Origin of the sequence: Paenibacillus sp. OV219 (genome assembly GCF_900110075.1) — a bacterium.
Lineage (GTDB): Bacteria > Bacillota > Bacilli > Paenibacillales > Paenibacillaceae > Paenibacillus_Z.
In genome coordinates this window covers 508,926-526,463 of the sequence record NZ_FOCJ01000001.1, presented here as the reverse complement: position 1 = coordinate 526,463, position 17,538 = coordinate 508,926, and the positions used below count along the sequence as shown (strand labels likewise).

The following is a 17,538-nucleotide window of genomic DNA, read 5'->3' as shown; positions in this document are numbered from 1 at the left end:
GACAATCAAAAGCCAGCTCGCAGTCCGTCGAAACCGTTCGAGGACTTGGGCTGGCTTTCTTTTTTCCTAACATAGCATTAGATCCGTTTCAACAAACGGGCAATCGAGCGGTCTGCTTCCCTAAGCACGAGCCGCTTGTCTATCGTTTTCACTTTACCTCGGTCAACGACGAGCTTGCCGTCCACCCAAACATGAGACACATTGCCTCTGGATGCGGCGTACACCACTCGGGAATACGGATCGGCATCATACGAAGGGAATGTGTGAAAATCATTCAAGTCCAGCAGCACGAGGTCCGCCTTCTTCCCTACCTCCACGCTCCCGATCAGATGATCGAGCCCAAGTGTCCGCGCCCCGCCAATTGTCGCCATGCGGAGCACCGTCCGCGCGTTCATCGACTCCGGTCCGCAGCGCACCTTGTGCAGCAGCGCGGTCAGCTTCATCTCTTGGAACATATCGAGAGTATTGTTGCACGGAGCGCCGTCCGCGCCAATGCCGATGCCGATTCCTTGCTCCAGCAGCTCAGGCACTAAAGCAATGCCGGAGGCGAGCTTCAGGTTGGAGCCGGGACAATGGGTCATTTTCGTACCGGTGCGTTTCAGAATCTCTCGTTCTTCCTCATCTAGCCATATGCAATGGGCAAGCACGAGCCGCGGCGAAGTCAGGCCAATATGGTCGAGATAAACGATGTTGCGCATCCCCCGCTGACTCATGACAAGCTCAATCTCCTCGCGGTTCTCGGCAGCATGTGTATGGACAAGAACGTTATACTTCGCCGAAAGATCACGAACCTCCATAAGCAGCCGCTCTGAGCAGGACACCACAAAACGCGGACAATACGCATAGCTAATTCGCCCGCCGTCATGACCGTGCCACCGTTCAAGCAACTCGGTACTCTCTGCGATCGAGCGGTCCGTGTCTTCCTGCAGCCCGATCGGCACATCGCCACCCGCATCCATCATCACTTTGCCGGAGATCGCGCGAATACCGCTCGCCGCCATAGCCTGAAAAGCGGAATCGGTATGACTCACCGTCTCCATATCGAGAATCGTTGTCGTCCCGCTGCGCAACAGCTCGCCAATGCCGAGCATCGCCGAATAGTATACCGACTCCTCGTCATGAGCCGCTTCCAGTGGCCACACACGTGTGCGGAGCCAGTCCATCAGCGCCATGTCGTCGGCCTGTCCGCGAAACAGTGTCTGGCAAAGATGGATATGCGTCTGCACGAATCCGGGCAGCAGCAGCTTGCCTTTCGCTTCGATAATGGTCGTCGATTCCGCATCATAGTCGGTCACTTGGCCGCCGACCGCAACGATGACATCATCCCGAATGAGAACATCGCCAACAATAAGGTCATCCTGCTCGTTCATGGTGACAATGGTTGCATTTCGCAGTAAAGTCGCTGCCATTCGCAATCGCCTGCCTCCTTCATACCGCATTCATGCATGAATATGTCAGATATGCTAACATTGTAACACGTACACTAGAGGATCAGGAATATTTTACAAAATCAGGACCAATCCATCAGTCTGCCAATATCTGCACGAATGCCAGGAAACGAGAGCACCTGCTCCTTGAACGTCTCCCGTTCTCCCCAATCCGTCTTCATTGTCAGCGTATCGAACAGCTCGTCGCTCACATCGGCGAACGCACTGTGCATGCTGTTGTCGTACCAGTCAATCTCAGTCTTCGCATCGTTCTGGACGATGGTGACCATATCGTAATCGTTATCCCGCGACGCGCCGAAATAAACAAGCAGCTCCGGCGTACTTGCATCATTCGTATGTACTTCCACCTCGCAGGTGCGGAGCCCGTCACGGTCTACGGCGCGCCTAACATGAGCATCCGTCACAATCATTCGAGTCTCCCCTCTGGAAACAAGCCCATCGTCGCGATATGTTCTTTCGTCTCCGATGTGCCGAGCTCGCTCAGAAGCCGGTAAATATCGACAAGCAGGCCGTCTATGCCAGCATTGATTTGACGGTCCGACGCCGAACTGAACGGTGTGCTCGCAAAATGAAACACCTGCCGCTCATCATTCGTCGCATATTCCTCCATCAACTCTTGCAAACGGTTCAATTCCTCTTCATTTGCTGTAATTGCCAATTCATATGCGGTAGCGCCTGGATCCTCCAATATCGAGCCCGCCTGTACGGACACATAATACGGTTTACGTGCGTAATATGACTCATCGTAGTCATTTGCCATTATGGAAAACACCCTCCTTCTATCGCTCTAGCATCCCCCTTCGGACAGACATTTTATCCATATTTTTCGCATAACCATCTTAGTACGCTGTTTTTAGCCCCTGCATACGAAAGGAATGAGAACCATGTGTGGATTCACGGGCTGGATCGATTGGACCGAGGACCTGACGAAACAATCCATTACTCTGGAGAAAATGACCAGAACGCTCGCTAACCGCGGCCCGGACGCCTCCGGTACCTGGATCTCGCCGCATTGCGCGCTTGGCCACCGCCGCCTCTCTGTCATTGACCCTGCAAACGGAGCGCAGCCGATGGTCCGCACTTCTGAAGACGATACTTACGTCCTTGTGTATAACGGAGAATTGTACAATGCGCCTGAGCTGAAAAGGGAACTCGAGGGCCGGGGCAGACACTTCACTACGACATGCGACACGGAAGTGCTGCTCGTCGCTTACATGGAGTGGGGACCGGCTTGTGTGGAGAAATTCAACGGCATCTTCGCTTTTGCGCTTTGGGATTCACGGGAGCAGCAGTTGTTCATTGCGCGGGACCGACTAGGCGTGAAGCCGTTCTTCTTCGCGAAGCAGCTGGGACGGTTTATATTCGGCTCGGAGCCTAAAGCGCTGCTGGCACACCCTGCGGTGAAGCCAGAGGTCGGACCCGAAGGCTTGGCGGAAATCTTCATCGTCGGACCTGCGCGAACGCCAGGGGTTGGCGTATATCGGGATTTATCCGAGCTGAAGCCAGGACAATGCGCGATCGTAAACCGCTCCGGCGTGAAGGTGAGCGCTTATTGGGAATTGCAAAGCAAGCCCCATACGGAGTCGGTCGACGAGACGGCGAAGACGGTCGGAGATTTGCTGAAAGATACGGTCGAGCGGCAGCTGATCTCTGACGTTCCGCTCTGTACACTGCTCTCGGGCGGCCTAGATTCGAGCGCGCTCACGACACTTGCCGTGAACTATTACAACGAGACTGGGCAAGGCAATGTCCACACGTTCTCCGTCGATTACGTCGATAACGACAAGCATTTCAAGGCGCATGCGTTCCAGCCGAATGCCGATGCACCGTGGATCGAACGGATGTCCACCCATCTCGGTACCAACCATCACTCGATGGTATTCGATACGCCCGAGCTCGTCACCACGCTGCGCGAGGCGATGTTAGCGCGGGATATGCCAGGTATGGCGGATGTCGATGCGTCGCTGTTGCTCTTCTGCCGGGAGATCAAGAAAGAAGCAACAGTCGCGATATCCGGAGAAGCGGCGGATGAAATTTTCGGTGGTTATCCGTGGTTCCATCGTGAGGAGGCGCTGAACGCCGGGACTTTCCCCTGGTCGCTGGCGGCTGGCATGCGCGCTGACCTGCTCTCGCAGGACGTAGCGGCGTGGATTCGCCCGCTCGAGTACCTTCGCGATCGGTATAGCGATGCGATTGCAGAAGTGCCGCATCTGGACGGTGAGGACGAAGCCGCTCGCAAAATGAGACAGATGTCGTATCTCAACATTACGCGCTTCATGCCAACGCTGCTCGACCGCAAAGACCGGATGAGTATGGCCGTTGGGCTTGAGGTACGCGTCCCTTATTGCGATCACCGACTCGTCGAGTACGTGTACAATATTCCGTGGGAGATCAAGATCGCAGGCGACCGGGAAAAGGGTATCCTTCGCAAGGCGCTCGAAGGCGTCCTGCCAAACGATGTGCTGTATCGTAAGAAAAGTCCGTATCCGAAGACGCATAATCCGAACTATTTGAACGCGGTGCGCAAGCAGGTGCTTGAATTGATCAGTGAGGGCACCTCCCCACTGCTGCCGCTCATCAATGTGAAGAAGATTCGAGAGCTCGCCGAGTCGGAAGCAGCCAGCTCGAACCTCCCATGGTTCGGCCAGCTCATGAGCGGCCCTCAGCTGTTTGCATGGCTGCTCCAGGTCGACATGTGGCTGCGGGAGTATAAGGTGGTTATACGGTAGTGGTGGTGCTGAGAGTGGGGAAATTCCACTCTCAGCATTTTAATGATGACGTTTATCCGCTGAGCGTAGGATTTTCCGACTCTCAGTGATTGGAGGTTAGCACAAGCCCACAATGTTTGGCGCTGAGAGATCCCATTTGATCTCTCAGCGTCAGTTTCGGCGTGGAATCCATGCCGAGAGATCGTATTTGGCCTCTCGCGCTGTAATTCCGGTAGAGCGAAGGTGAGTTCGGTGGAGAGCAGCGCCCCGCCGCGACAAACAAAAAAAGAGCAGAGAAGCCGCTCAGCGGCCTCCCTGCTCTTTGCAATTACGCGAGCGACTAGCGCCGCGCAAGCTTCTCCAACAGCGCGGCAAGTGCGGCACCGCGGTGGCTGATCGCTTGCTTCTCCTCGGTCGATAGCTCCGCCATCGACTTGCCGAGCCCGCTGAGCCAGAACAGCGGGTCATACCCGAAGCCGCCTTCACCGCGCGGCTGCTCTGTAATAAAGCCCGCGGCGTAGCCTTCGCTCTCCACGAACGCGTGCTCCGCCGGATCGTACAGCGCGAGAGCGCAAACGAACCGCGCTTCGCTGAGCAGCTTCGTGCCGTCAGCGAGAGACGTCAAGCCCGCGCCTGCGCCAGCTTCGCCCAGCGCAGCCAGCTCGCGCAGCAGCTTCTCATTGTTGCGTGCATCGGTCGCGCCTTCGCCCGAGTACCGGGCCGAATAGACGCCCGGCTCGCCGCCGAGCCGCGCAACCTCAAGCCCGGAATCGTCGGCCAGCACCGGCAGGCCGAGCGCTTCCGCTACTTCCTTCGCCTTCTTGCGGGCATTCTCCGCGAAGGTGACGCCATCCTCAACGACATCCGGCAAGCCCGGGTAGTCGAACATGCTCACGACACGCATGCCCAGCTTCTCGAACGCATGCGCAAATTCCTTTACCTTACCGGCATTCTTCGTCGCGACGACGACCGTATCGCCCGGCTTCATACTCGAGCCGTCCCGATCCGGCTGCCGATTTCACCAAGCACCTCGCGCTGCTTTTCAATCAAGCTCACAATTCCCGCTTCCGCACTCGCCAGCAGCTCATTGAGCTCGTCGCGCGAGAATGGCGCTTCTTCCCCCGTGCCCTGCACTTCAACGAACTTGCGGGCACCCGTCATCACAACGTTCATATCGACCTTCGCCTTCGAATCCTCGTCATAGTTCAGGTCGAGCAAGGTACGCTCGCCAATAACACCGACGCTCACCGAAGCGAGGTAATCCGTAATCGGGTATTTCGCGAACGCATTCGCGCGATCTATCTTATGAATCGCCAGCGCAAGTGCCACGAACGCGCCAGTAATCGAAGTCGTACGCGTGCCGCCATCTGCCTGTAGCACATCGCAGTCGAGCGTAAGCGTACGCTCGCCGAGCGCCTGCAAATCAACGACCGAGCGCAACGCGCGGCCGATCAGCCGCTGAATTTCCATCGTACGGCCCGTCAGCTTACCTTTGGCCGATTCACGCTGGTTGCGCACCTGCGTTGCCCGCGGTAGCATCGAATACTCCGCGTTTATCCACCCTTTGCCTTGCCCCTTCATAAAATGCGGGACGCGCTCCTCAACCGAAGCCGTGCACAGCACCTGTGTATCACCAAACGCAATAAGGACAGAGCCTTCTGCGTGTTTATTAGGATGTAGCGTAATTGTGACCGGCCGGAGCTCAGCTGCCTGTCGTCCATCAATTCTCATCGTATGTAAGCCTCCATCTGTTTTTACGTCAACCTCACTCATTTTACCAAAAGAATACCCCAAAATCATCTTTCCGCCAAAAACGTAAGAAGACCTGCCCTAACCACACGCTTGCGCAGTGCGATTAGCCAGGTCTTCGATCATGCATCCGCTTGCTTCAGACAGCTATGATTTGAATGCATTCAGATGCTCTTGGCGAGTAACCGGTTCGCTGTAAGAGCGGTTGTTCGTATCTACGAAGTCCGTCTTGCCGTTCAGCTTCACCTGAACCTTGCTAAGTCCAGTAACCTCGGTGATTGACAGCACGAGCGCATCCATCATTTCAGCCGGCTCAGGCTGACCCGCTTGATAGCTGTCATCCTGCAGCTCAACGGTTACGATGTCCTTCTTCTTCGTTACACTCTTCACAAGCACATCCGAAGTCATAACCGCTTTAAGCGGAAGGTTGTTGATCGGACCGCTGATGAGCTGCTCGATCGCCGTCTTCGCTTTATTGTCGGAACGATTCACAAGACGAGTCACCGGTACAAAATAAGGCACGTCGTCAGGCGTAACTGCGGAGAAATAAATCGTAACCGGCGTCGACAGGCTGTAGTCCACGTTGTCGGCAGCTTCAAGGTTAATACCGATTGCGCGAGTGAGGTCATCGTCCATAGGCAGGCCGTCAACAGGCATCTCCGTGAGGCGATTTCCTTCGAGTGTAATCTCGACTTTATTGACATCCGGCAAGCTTGTCAGCGTCCAAGTGAGCGCCTCAACAATTTGCCGTTCGTCCTCTGCTTTATAGGTGCTGAATTCCTTCGAGAAATCGACGATAGCAAGCTTTTGATCAGGAACAAGTTTAAGCCCTTTGATGACAGTGCCTTCAGGCAGCACCGCTTGGAAGCCGTCAGGAATCTCGCTTGCATACGTTCCGCCGTCTACCATCATTTCCAGCGCCTTCTGTCCCGGCTTCTCATCCGCGCCAAGGCCCGCTATTACCGTAATTGGTGCAAGCAGACCGCCCCGGTCCTTCAAGTAGAGCGTCATCTGCGACGAATCGCTTTGTTCGCCCTGTGCGACAGTTTGTCCATTGTTGTCAGCGCCAGCATTCACGTTCTGCGCACTGTTTTGCGGAGGGTCTATCGATTTGCTTGCTGGCTGAGAGAACAGTCCACAGCCGGTTGTCAAGATGGGCAGAGCCAGCACTCCCGCGAGCGCGGCCCGGCGAATGAGCCGTTTGTGAGTCATGGTTATTTTTCCTCCCTAATCATATTGTTGAATCTTTGGTTTTGGTACAAGACCTGCTTTTGTAGTACTATATATACGAGCCCTCCAAATCAATTAGACCAGTTTTGTCCACCATTTTGAGACAAGGGGTGTTAGGAATGACAAAGTCCAGTTCGTACAGCCTCAACAGCGCCAAAATCGCCGAAGCGACGAAGGAATGGCTCACCAAACGCGGCGTGAAAACGTCTCAAATCGCCGAACTCGTTATTTTCCTGCAAAAAGATTACTTTCCCGACCTCACCATGGAGGAATGCGAGATGTACGTTGAAGCCGTGCTCACGAAACGCGAGGTGCAGAACGCCGTATTGACCGGTATTCAGCTGGATATACTGGCTGAGCAAGGCAAGCTCCTTTCTCCCCTGCAAGAGATGATTGAGAATGACGAGGGACTTTACGGCTGCGATGAAATTCTAGCCTTATCCATCGTGAATGTGTACGGCAGCATCGGATTTACGAACTTTGGCTATGTGGACAAGCTTAAGCCAGGCATATTGAAGAAGCTTAACGATAAAGAAGACGCGGAATGCCACACGTTCCTTGATGATATTGTAGGTGCTATCGCCGCAGCGGCCAGCAGCCGCATCGCGCATCGTAAACAAGCGGAACGAGAAGGACGGGTCGGACCGCCGATTGACTAATAAATAAAAAAGGCCATGCAGCTGCGTTAGTTCAATGACTAACACAGCCCGCGTGACCTTTTTATTTTGCTGAAAATTTATTTGAAATCGCCAATAAGCGATTTGTAGACACCCATTGCCGCTTCTTTACCTTGACGAATGCAGTCCGGCAAGCCGACCCCATCGAAGGCTGCACCTGTAACCCAGACCCCTGGCATTTGAGCGCGGAGCTTCGTCCGAAGCTTCGCCGTCTCCTGCAGATGGCCGACCGGATACTGCGGCATCGAATGATGCAGCCTTGTAATCTCGGTGAAGAGCGGCTCCGCAGTTATGCCCATCGTATTCCGAATATCCCGGCGGACCGCTTCGGTCATCTGGTTGTCCGACAAATCCACAACCGCCTCATCACCGGAACGGCCGACGTAGCAGCGCAGCAGCACCTTGTCGCTTGGACTGGAATGCAGCCATTTCGCCGAGGTCCATGTGCAGGCGGTAATCGTTGTTCCTTCCGTACGCGGAACGACGAAGCCAGAACCGTCGAAATCGATGCCGAGCGTCGCTTTATCGAACGCCATAACGACATTCGCAACAGATACATAACGAATCGCTCGCAGCGCATCGACATTCATATGAGGCTCAAGCAAGTCAGCCGCATCGAATGCCGGAGCGGTAATGACGATACCATCTGCCTCCAGAATTTCGCCATCGCTTAGCAGCACTTCATAAGGAGCAACGTCACCCCCATGCTCGTCCGGATCGTTCTGACGGAATGCGACTGCTTTATTGCCAAGCTTCCACTCTGCGCTAGCCAGCGCTGTATGCAGTGCCTCAAGCATCGTCTCAAGTCCGCCGCGGAACGTGAGGAACATGCTGTTCTTCACCGCATCCGGCAGCCGTGTCGCCACAGCTGGCGTTGACGCTGCAAGCCGCTTGTTGGCACGCATGCCGCGAATCAGGCTGCCATGCTTGCGCTCTGCATCCCGAAACTGCGGAAACGTCGACGCAAGACTCAGCTTATTGAGCTCCCCTGCATAGATGCCGGCGAGCAGCGGCTCTGCTACCCGCTCCATCACCTCAGCGCCGACGCGGCGCGTCAGGAAGTGTCCGATCGACTCATCGCCTGTTTCCTTACTTGCCGGCGTAACGAAATCCATCATCGCCCGCAGCTTGCCGCCCCAAGAGAGCAAGCTCGTCTTCGCGAACGGCGCGATCTCCGTCGGTACGCCAAGCACAAGGCCCGGCGGCATCGGATGCAGCTTGCCGTGGTGCAAGATATAAGTCTTCTTCGCTTTCGGATTCGTTCCTACCAGCTGATTCTCAATGCCAAGATCATAAGCGAGATCGATAATCGGCGTCTTACGCGCCAAGAATGAATCCGGTCCCCGCTCAATTGTGAAGCCGTCACGTTTCAACGTGTTGATTTTGCCGCCGATACGCTCTGAAGGATCGACAATCGTAACGAGCGCATCGCGACCGCGCTGCTTCGCTTGTTTCAACAAATAAAAAGCGGAGCTCAGTCCACTGATGCCTCCGCCAATTACGACAAAGCGATCGCGTTTTCCATTACCCCGCATGCAGGTCATCTCCCCAAGGTAGGTTTCTCACGCTTATCTTAATTATAGAAAAGCTGTCTTGCTCGCTTCCCGAACAGAATCAGCGAGTGTCTCCATATAACGCGAATCCGTGCCGAGCATGTCAATACGCTCAAGCGTCAGACCAAGCTCACGCGCGACTGCTTGCGCTTCAATATCGATGTCATACAGCACTTCAAGATGCTCGGAGACGAAGCCAATCGGCGCAGACAGCACACCTTTATAGCCCGCTTCTGCAACTTCTTTCATCGTTTCGAGAATGTCCGGACCAAGCCACGGCTCGCGCGTACGTCCTGCACTCTGCCAAGTAAACTGCCAATCTGGCGTGCCCGCACCCTCCGCCACAATGGACGAAGTATCGTGCAGCTGCTGCTCATACGGATCGTTCATCTCGCGGATTTTCTCCGGCAGGCTGTGTGCACTGAACAGAACTTTAATGGGCTGTACACTCTTCACTTGCAGCTTGCTGTGCGCATTCTTCACACGCTCGACGAGCGCTTCGATCAGCTTTGGATGAAGGTGATAGCTGTCTACAGCCGTCATCGTGATGCCGACTTCCTTGGCTTTCTCCTCCGCACGCAACACGTAAGCCCCAACGCTCATGATGGAGTAATGCGGCGCAAGCACGATTGAAACCGCTTGTGTTATGCCGTCTGCCGCCATTGCCGCAACGCCGTCTTCAATATATGGACGCGCATGCTTCAGCCCTTGATAGCAGCGGAATTGATTAGGCGCCACTTCATCAAGCTTCGCCTGAAGGCCCGCCACTTGACGGTTCGTATTCTCGCGAAGCGGGAACACGCCGCCTACCACCGCTTCATAGCGCTCGCTCAGCTCTGCAAGCTGCTCAGGCGTCGGCGCATGGCCTCTGCGGATATGGGTGTAATACTCTGCGATTTGATCCATGCTCTCAGGCGTTCCGTAGGACATAACGAGAACGCCGATTAAGTTGTTAGCCATCTTGTCTGTTCCTCCTACTTGCTAAGCGGCGCCGCTGCTGTTGCAATGGCCTGAGCCGAGTATTCATGCACGAATTCCGTCAGCTCGCGCAGCTTATCCAGCGACGCTTCTGGGAACAGACCGTGTCCAAGGTTGAAAATATAGCCAGGCTCCTGAATGCCCTCATCAATAATCGCCATCGCATGCTCCTTAATGACATCCATCGGAGCAGTGAGCACATAAGGGTCCAAGTTGCCCTGTACCGCATATTTGCCTTCCAGTCTGCGGCGGCCTTCCGAGATTGGCACGCGCCAGTCGAGGCCGATCACATCTGCTTTCAGGTTTGTGAGCGTCGGGAGCAGCTCGCCGGATGCTACACCTGGGAAGTAGATTTTCGGCTGCGGCAGATCAGACAGCTCGCTAAAGATCCGCTCAATCGTCGGCAGGACGTATTTGCGGAAATCATGCGGAGCAAGTGAGCCTACCCAGCTGTCGAACAGTTGGAACGCTTTGCCGCCATTAGCAATATGGGCACGCAAATAAGCGATAACCATGTCTCCGAGCTTGTCCATCAGCATGAACCAAACGTCCGGCTCCGAGTACATCATCGCCTTCGTGCGGATATAGGACTTCGAAGGACGGCCTTCGATCAAGTAGCTTGCAATCGTGAATGGCGCGCCTGCGAACGTAATGAGCGGCACTTTCAGCTCGCGGTCGAGAATGCGAATCGTCTCCAGTACGTGGGACAGATCGCCTTCGACGTCGATTGGCTTCAGCTTCGCAACGTCTTCCGCTGTGCGGATTGGGTTATGAATGACCGGGCCGACATTCGCCACGATATCGAAATCAATACCGATTGAAGCGACAGGATTCATAATATCGGAATACAGAATCGCCGCGTCGACACCGAGCTTGTTAATCGGCTGCATCGTCACTTCAGCTGCGAGCTCCGGCTGTCGACAAATTTCGAGCAGCGAGTATTTTTCTTTTATTTTACGGTAATCGGGATCGTAGCGTCCCGCTTGTCGCATATACCAGACGGGTAAGCGATCGACTTGTTCTCCACGGCAAGCACGGATGAATCGGTCGTTGTAGCTCATTGAAGTTCCCCATTTCTATCGTTTTCCCTACGTTTCCATTATGCCCTTTTTAGAGAGGTGTAACAACCGCCGCACACCTTACATGATTGACAAACATATGACAATGTTCGTCATGCTGTTTTGTCCAGGTGCGAAAGTGGTACTATAAAATGAATCAATGGAGTAGACGGGAGAAACCGCAATGGAGCAATGGAAAAAAAATCTCGCGGTTCTCTGGTTCGGACAGTTTCTCGTCATGGGCGGGATGACGATGATCATTCCGTTTATGTCGCTGTACTTGCAATCCGACCAGATCGGGATGACAAACCAGCATGAAATCGCCACTTGGGCGGGCATTATTTTTGCCGGCAACTTTGTCACTTCGTTTCTATTTCAGCCACTCTGGGGAAAGCTATCTGACCGTTACGGCCGCAAAATGATGCTGCTTCGTTCAGGCTTCGGCATGGCGGTGGTTATGACGCTGATGGGTTTTGCTACTTCACCATGGCATCTGCTGCTGCTGCGGATGGTGAACGGAACGATTTCCGGGTTTAATCCGGCAGCTGTTTCACTGGTTTCGGCCACGACGCCGAAGAAGCAGATGGGCTTCGCCATGGGGACGCTGCAGTCGGGCGGAATCGCCGGTACGATTCTCGGGCCATTCCTCGGCGGGCTGCTGGCGGATGCGGTCGGATACCGGCCAATCTTCTATATAACGGGCATCAGCTTGTTTATCGCTTCGCTGCTCGCCTACTTTATCGTGAAGGAGAGCTTCAACCGCGAGGTCGCAGCTGCACGGCCGAATGTCTCGGTCATCGAAGGCTTCAAGCAGCTGAGCCGAGTGCCTCAGCTCATGTCGCTGTTTGCGGTTACGTTCCTGCTGCAGTTCGCCAACATCGGACCGATGCCGCTTATGCCACTCTATGTACAGCAGCTACATGGCACAGCAGTTAATCTCGCGTTCTGGGCCGGCTTCGTCGGCTCCGCGGCTGGATTATCCAATATGATCGCCGCGCCGCTGCTCGGGCGGCTCAGCGACCGGATCGGGCAGGAGCGTGTGCTCGGCATCTCGCTCATTGGTGCGGCGCTGCTATTTATTCCGCAGGCTTTTGTCGATAGCGTGTGGCAGCTGTTGCTGTGCCGACTGCTGCAGGGCTGCTTCCTCGGCGGACTAATCCCGTCCGTGAACGCGCTCGTGCGCCGCTTCACGCCGGATGGCATGGAAGGTCGCGCCTTCAGCCTGAACAGCAGCATGCTCGCGCTCGGTAACATGGTCGGCCCTATCGTCGGCGGCTTCGTCTCCGGATGGACCGGCATCAGCGGCGTATTCATCATCTCCGCCGTGCTGTTCGTCGTGAACGCGCTCTGGGTGCGGCGCACGCTCGTCAGAGGGAAGCGCGGAAACAGCGGCGCTGTGCGAGGGGGTTAGATGTGGTTGTAGTGATTGTGGTGATTGATGGAGAGACCGTCCTTCGGGGCGGTCTCTTTGTTATTGTGAGAGAATTAAGCGCTGCTTGGGGCAGGAACCAACTTTCCGCCTATGTAGCTGGTCTGCTGGACCTCTTCGCCCATTCAAACCAACTTTCCGCCTATGTAGCTGGTTCGCTGGACTTCTTCACTCTTTCAAACCAACTTTCCGCCTATGTAGCTGGTCTGCTGGACCTCTTCGCCCATTCAAACCAACTTTCCACCTATGTAGCTGGTCTGCTGGACCTCTTCGCCAAACCCATCGAGATGAACCAAGCGTTTCTCTCGAAACCGATCGTAGTTGTCCCGCCAAGCGCCCAAGAGGGATACTCAGTACCCTTCATTCACATAATCAGCTAGATTTTCACTCAAGAGGGGTACCCAGCACCCTTTATTCACATAATCAGCTCGATTTTCACTCAAGAGGGGTACTCAGTTCCCTTCATTCACATAATCAGCTAAATTTTCACTCAAGAGGGATACTCAGTACCTTTCATTCACATAATCAGCTAGATTATCACTCAAGAGGGGTACCCAGTACCCTTCATAGAAATAACCTCCGAAAAAACAAAAAGAGGCGCACCCACGCGCGCCCCTCCTCACTCCCTCAACAACCCAACTACTATTTCACCACAGCAACCGCCAAGCCGTCATACGCTGGGAGCAGCGTGCCGATGAGGCGCTCGTCTCTTGCCATCGACTCATTGAACTGGCGCATAGCGAGAACCGATGGGCCGTTCTTGTCGGGATCGATCGTTCTGCCATGAAGCAGCGCGTTGTCGCCTGTAATGACAGCACCCGGATTAGCGAGCTTGATCGCCCACTCCAGGTAAAGCGGGTAATTCTCTTTATCCGCATCAATGAAGAAGAAATCGAACTTGCGGCCTTCTTCAGCCAGCACCGCAAGGCTGTCTTTCGCATCGCCTACACGATACTCGACTCGGTCGCCAAGACCCGCGGCTTCTAAGCTGCCCCGCGCGACATCTGCATAGTCCTGCATAAGTTCTAATGAAGTAAGACGTCCACCGTCCGACAATCCCCTTGCTAGACATATCCCGCTGTATCCGCCAAGCGCGCCGATTTCCAGCACATTGCGCGCTCCCGACATGCGGACAAGCATGGTCAGCAGTCGGCCGTATCCTGCAGCGATAGAAATCTCCGGCATCCCCTTCTCGCGGATCGTCTGATGGACCCGATCCAAATCCGCATCATCCCCAAGCAACCGTTCTACATACAGTTCCGTAGACATGTTCTCCTGCTCCTTTCGAATATGTACTCATGTAATGTTTGTAATTATTCCCGTAGATGTCCTATACTTGTACAGAAACGAATCTTCATCAATCTGAATCTGCACAAGATTTGATTCCATATTGATTGTATGATTTTTATAGACCGGATACAACCGGAACTCGTGAAGGCGGAGTGAGACATAATGGACAAACTGCAGCTGATCGCGACAGCCCCTATGGGGCTTGAAGCGGTCGTCGCACGCGAATTAAAAGATCTTGGCTATACCGATCAGAAAGTAGAGAACGGGCGCGTTATTTTCACTGGCGGTCCTGAAGATATTTGCCGTGCTAATCTGTGGCTGCGCACATCGGATCGCGTGCTTATTAAGATGGCGGAATTTCCTGCCACCACTTTTGAAGAATTGTTCGAAGGAACCAAGGCTGTCAACTGGCCGGATTGGATTCCCGAAGACGCGGAATTCCCGGTAGAAGGACGCTCCCATAAGTCCCAGCTGTCGAGCGTGCCTGCGTGCCAAAGCATCGTGAAGAAAGCCGTCGTTGAGAAAATGAAGTCCGTCTACGGAACGGAATGGTTCCACGAGGACAATGGTATGCGTTTCGTCATTGAAGTATGGCTGCTGAATGATATCGCCATGCTGACACTCGATACGACCGGACCAGGACTGCATAAACGCGGCTACCGTAAGCTCGTAACAGAAGCACCGCTTAAAGAAACGATGGCAGCTGCTATGGTACTATTGAGCAGATGGCGTCCAGAGCGTCCGCTCTATGACCCCTTCTGCGGATCTGGCACCATTCCAATTGAAGCGGCGATGATTGCCTGGAATATCGCGCCTGGACTGCGCCGTACGTTCAATAGCGAGGGCTGGCCGATAGTGCCGGAAGAGCTGTGGGAACGAGCTCGCGAGGAAGCTTTTGACTCGGTGAAGGATGATATTCCACTGCAAATTACTGGCTCCGACATCGATCCGCAAGCGCTTGAAATCGCAGCAGCCGCTGTGAAAAAAGCCGGATTCGCCAAAGATATTAAGCTGCAGCAAATGGCGGTTTCGCGTATTAAGCCAGAAGGCGACTACGGCTGTATCATTACCAATCCGCCGTATGGTTCGCGTCTCGGAGATGAAGACGATGCGGAGAAAGCAATTCGCCAGCTCGGGTTAAGTGCACTTTACTTACCGACATGGTCAATGTTCGCGTTAACGCAATCTCGTACATTCGAGGACACGATTGGACGTAAAGCAGACAAGAAACGCAAGCTGTTCAACGGTCGTATCGAATGTGCTTTTTATCAGTTCTTTGGCCCACTACCTCCACTTAACAAATCGGAATAACGGCTTGGCAGAAAGGATTTCATGAGACATGGCTGTACCATTCGACTATTCACGGCGCCAGCAGGCGCCGTTTTTTCTCATTACGCTGCTTCAAAGGCTTGACTTCATTCTGTTCATCACCTTGATGCTCTTGAAGCTGAGCTTATTCGACCGCATCATTCATGTGCCGAACATGGCAATGGTTCGCGATGACTGGATGACTGCCGCCGGAACACTGATCGTCATCTCCTTCTGGACGTTATGGCTGCCAGCACGCGGACAACTCATCGCTCTAATCGTACTCGATATCCTTCTGACCGCGATCGTGTACGCAGACCTGATCTATTTCCGTTACTTCCAAGACTTGATTACGGTCCCTGTACTTATGCAAGCCGGGCAAGTCGGTGCACTTGGGGAGAGTATCGGCTCACTGCTTAGCGGGAAAGACTTATGGTTCTTCGCCGACTGGCTGCTGCTTCTGCCGCTCTTCATCTACACCGTGATACGAGCACGCAGAATCCGTAACACCCGCACGGCAGAACTGTCATTTCACAAACCGCGACGCATGCCCATTGCACTTCGAAGACTCACCGCTTCGATCATCATCTTCGCGATCGGCTTCACTCTCATTTACGCCCCTGTCCACAAGGCTAAACAAACGTGGGCAGCCGATCTGTTCACGGGAAACTGGTGGAATCTATCGCTGTATAACGTAACTGGCGTTCTTGGATTTCACGGTTACGATCTATACCGTTATGCGAATGAGCATTGGCTGCATGACAGCAAAGTAACTGCAGAGCAGCAAACCGTAGCTAAGCAGTGGTTCCAAACTCAAGGTGAAATGCGCAAGCAGCTCGAATCATCTGACGCCATGTTCGGCAAATACAAGGGCATGAATGTCATCATGCTCCAGCTTGAGGCGTTCCAGAACTTCGTCATCAACCGTTCGATCGGCGGTGTGCCGGTAACGCCAAACATGAATAAGCTGCTGGAGTCGTCGCTATATTATCCAAATTTCTACCATCAAACCGCGCAAGGACGAACGTCCGATGCCGATTTGGCGGCTAACGTATCGCTGCAGCCGCTGCCAACTGGATCGGTATTTATCCGGTATGCACAGCATCAGTTCGACAGCATGCCGCAAACACTCAAGGATAACGGATACACGACAGCTGCTTTCCATGCATACGACGGGGGCTTCTGGAACCGGAACATGATGTACGACCAGCTAGGCTACGACAAGTTCTACAGCAAGAAAGATTTCACCATGGACGAGCCTATCGGCTGGTCACTAGGAGATAAGTCCTTCTTCCAGCAGTCGATAGCAAAAATGCAGCAAGAGAAGCAGCCCTTCTACTCGTTTCTGATCTCACTATCGAGCCATCACCCTTACAAGCTGCCGCAAAGCGCGCAACAGCTCGATACAAAGCAGTTCAAAGGGACGATGTTCGGCGATTATCTCGAGGCCGTTCATTATGTAGATGCAGCGCTAGGGTCGATGATTGAATCATTGAAGCAAGCGGGACTATGGGATAAATCCATCTTCCTCTTCTACGGAGATCACGATAATTCCATCGCGGATTGGCAGCCTTTCGAGTCTTTCCTCGGCCAATCGCTAGATGAAACCGAGCGCTTCCGCATCCTCAAAGGAGTACCTTTTATCGTGCACTTGCCTGACGATGCACATGCGGGAACGTATGAACAGCCGGGCGGGCAACTCGATGTTACACCAACGATTCTGCATCTGCTTGGAATCACAAGCGCTTATAAAGTGATGATTGGCACGCCGCTCATTACAGCTGCGTCGCCGCAAGCAAGCAAAAGAATCGTGTTCCGCAGCGGCGCGTACACAAATGGCAGTGTACTCTATCTGCCCGCTGAAGACGGCCTGCCAGAGCACAGCAAATGCTACTCCATCGCAGGCACCGGAGCTACCGGAACAAAGAAAGCGCAGCTAACCGATCAGAGCTTCTGCCACACCGGCGCTGTGGAAGCACGCAAGGAGTTGGACGCTTCAGATCTTGTCGTCGAATATAACCTCGTGCCTAAGCTGCACTAGCTACTTCTCCATTTCAACTCGAACAATCGTCTGCCACGTTTCAGGGGGATAATGCTGGGCCATAGAGGG

Annotated in this window: 16 protein-coding genes; 6 read left to right on the top strand and 10 right to left on the bottom strand. The window is 54.1% G+C overall.

Going from position 1 to position 17,538, the window contains the following annotated elements:
- Nucleotides 1–77: 77 nt before the first annotated feature.
- The 3 genes from BMY11_RS02175 to BMY11_RS02165 form a co-directional block, all read right to left on the bottom strand.
- A complete protein-coding gene (locus tag BMY11_RS02175; RefSeq protein ID WP_090572825.1) occupies nucleotides 78–1,409 on the bottom strand; it encodes a 5'-deoxyadenosine deaminase in 1,332 nt (443 codons plus the stop codon).
- A 101-nt stretch (nucleotides 1,410–1,510) separates the two neighbouring features.
- Nucleotides 1,511–1,858, bottom strand: a complete 348-nt coding sequence (locus tag BMY11_RS02170; protein WP_090572824.1) for a hypothetical protein — start codon at nucleotides 1,856–1,858, stop codon at nucleotides 1,511–1,513.
- The gene (locus tag BMY11_RS02165; RefSeq protein ID WP_090572823.1) at nucleotides 1,855–2,208 is read right to left on the bottom strand and encodes a hypothetical protein; all 354 of its coding nucleotides are present in this window, start codon (nucleotides 2,206–2,208) and stop codon (nucleotides 1,855–1,857) included. Before BMY11_RS02165 ends, BMY11_RS02170 begins: the two co-directional genes overlap by 4 nt.
- A 124-nt stretch (nucleotides 2,209–2,332) precedes the next feature.
- On the opposite strand from BMY11_RS02165, the gene asnB reads away from it, so the two are divergent.
- Nucleotides 2,333–4,177, top strand: a complete 1,845-nt coding sequence (gene asnB, locus BMY11_RS02160; RefSeq protein WP_090572822.1) for an asparagine synthase (glutamine-hydrolyzing) — start codon at nucleotides 2,333–2,335, stop codon at nucleotides 4,175–4,177.
- Nucleotides 4,178–4,496: 319 nt separating this feature from the next.
- Here the strand turns inward: asnB and rdgB are convergent, their stop codons facing one another.
- The 3 genes from rdgB to BMY11_RS02145 form a co-directional block, all read right to left on the bottom strand.
- Entirely contained in the window at nucleotides 4,497–5,144 is a 648-nt protein-coding gene (rdgB, locus tag BMY11_RS02155) for an RdgB/HAM1 family non-canonical purine NTP pyrophosphatase (protein WP_090572821.1), read from the bottom strand.
- Nucleotides 5,141–5,887, bottom strand: a complete 747-nt coding sequence (gene rph / locus BMY11_RS02150) for a ribonuclease PH (protein ID WP_090572820.1) — start codon at nucleotides 5,885–5,887, stop codon at nucleotides 5,141–5,143. The genes rdgB and rph overlap by 4 nt, the downstream gene beginning before the upstream one ends.
- Before the next feature lie 165 nt (nucleotides 5,888–6,052).
- Nucleotides 6,053–7,117 carry a GerMN domain-containing protein gene (locus BMY11_RS02145; protein ID WP_090572819.1) on the bottom strand — a complete coding sequence of 355 codons (1,065 nt, stop codon included), beginning with the start codon at nucleotides 7,115–7,117 and terminating at the stop codon, nucleotides 6,053–6,055.
- A 137-nt stretch (nucleotides 7,118–7,254) separates the two neighbouring features.
- On the opposite strand from BMY11_RS02145, the gene BMY11_RS02140 reads away from it, so the two are divergent.
- On the top strand, nucleotides 7,255–7,794 hold the full coding sequence (locus BMY11_RS02140) for a phosphatidylglycerophosphatase A family protein (protein ID WP_090572818.1): 540 nt from the start codon (nucleotides 7,255–7,257) through the stop codon (nucleotides 7,792–7,794).
- Between the two features lie 77 nt (nucleotides 7,795–7,871).
- On the opposite strand, the gene hemG is transcribed toward BMY11_RS02140, so the two are convergent.
- Genes hemG through hemE form a run of 3 tightly spaced genes read right to left on the bottom strand, consistent with a single transcriptional unit; the run spans nucleotide 7,872 to nucleotide 11,404 of the window.
- On the bottom strand, nucleotides 7,872–9,347 hold the full coding sequence (hemG, locus tag BMY11_RS02135) for a protoporphyrinogen oxidase (RefSeq protein ID WP_090572817.1): 1,476 nt from the start codon (nucleotides 9,345–9,347) through the stop codon (nucleotides 7,872–7,874).
- A gap of 42 nt (nucleotides 9,348–9,389) precedes the next feature.
- Nucleotides 9,390–10,325 (bottom strand): ferrochelatase, encoded by a 936-nt coding sequence (gene hemH / locus BMY11_RS02130; RefSeq protein ID WP_090572816.1) that lies wholly within the window; start codon nucleotides 10,323–10,325, stop codon nucleotides 9,390–9,392.
- A gap of 14 nt (nucleotides 10,326–10,339) precedes the next feature.
- Nucleotides 10,340–11,404 (bottom strand): uroporphyrinogen decarboxylase, encoded by a 1,065-nt coding sequence (gene hemE, locus BMY11_RS02125; protein ID WP_090572815.1) that lies wholly within the window; start codon nucleotides 11,402–11,404, stop codon nucleotides 10,340–10,342.
- Nucleotides 11,405–11,585: 181 nt separating this feature from the next.
- Between hemE and BMY11_RS02120 the strand changes: the two genes are divergently transcribed.
- Both BMY11_RS02120 and BMY11_RS02115 read left to right on the top strand, forming a co-directional pair.
- Nucleotides 11,586–12,812: an MFS transporter gene (locus BMY11_RS02120; RefSeq protein WP_090572814.1), complete on the top strand. Its 1,227-nt coding sequence runs from the start codon at nucleotides 11,586–11,588 to the stop codon at nucleotides 12,810–12,812.
- Between the two features lie 2 nt (nucleotides 12,813–12,814).
- Nucleotides 12,815–13,210: a hypothetical protein gene (locus BMY11_RS02115; protein WP_090572813.1), complete on the top strand. Its 396-nt coding sequence runs from the start codon at nucleotides 12,815–12,817 to the stop codon at nucleotides 13,208–13,210.
- Between the two features lie 262 nt (nucleotides 13,211–13,472).
- Here BMY11_RS02115 and BMY11_RS02110 read toward each other — a convergent pair whose 3' ends face one another.
- Nucleotides 13,473–14,099, bottom strand: a complete 627-nt coding sequence (locus BMY11_RS02110) for an O-methyltransferase (protein WP_090572812.1) — start codon at nucleotides 14,097–14,099, stop codon at nucleotides 13,473–13,475.
- Between the two features lie 183 nt (nucleotides 14,100–14,282).
- Between BMY11_RS02110 and BMY11_RS02105 the strand changes: the two genes are divergently transcribed.
- Nucleotides 14,283–15,431 (top strand): THUMP domain-containing class I SAM-dependent RNA methyltransferase, encoded by a 1,149-nt coding sequence (locus BMY11_RS02105; RefSeq protein WP_090572811.1) that lies wholly within the window; start codon nucleotides 14,283–14,285, stop codon nucleotides 15,429–15,431.
- A gap of 28 nt (nucleotides 15,432–15,459) precedes the next feature.
- Nucleotides 15,460–17,469 carry an LTA synthase family protein gene (locus tag BMY11_RS02100; protein WP_090572810.1) on the top strand — a complete coding sequence of 670 codons (2,010 nt, stop codon included), beginning with the start codon at nucleotides 15,460–15,462 and terminating at the stop codon, nucleotides 17,467–17,469.
- Nucleotides 17,470–17,538: the final 69 nt, after the last annotated feature.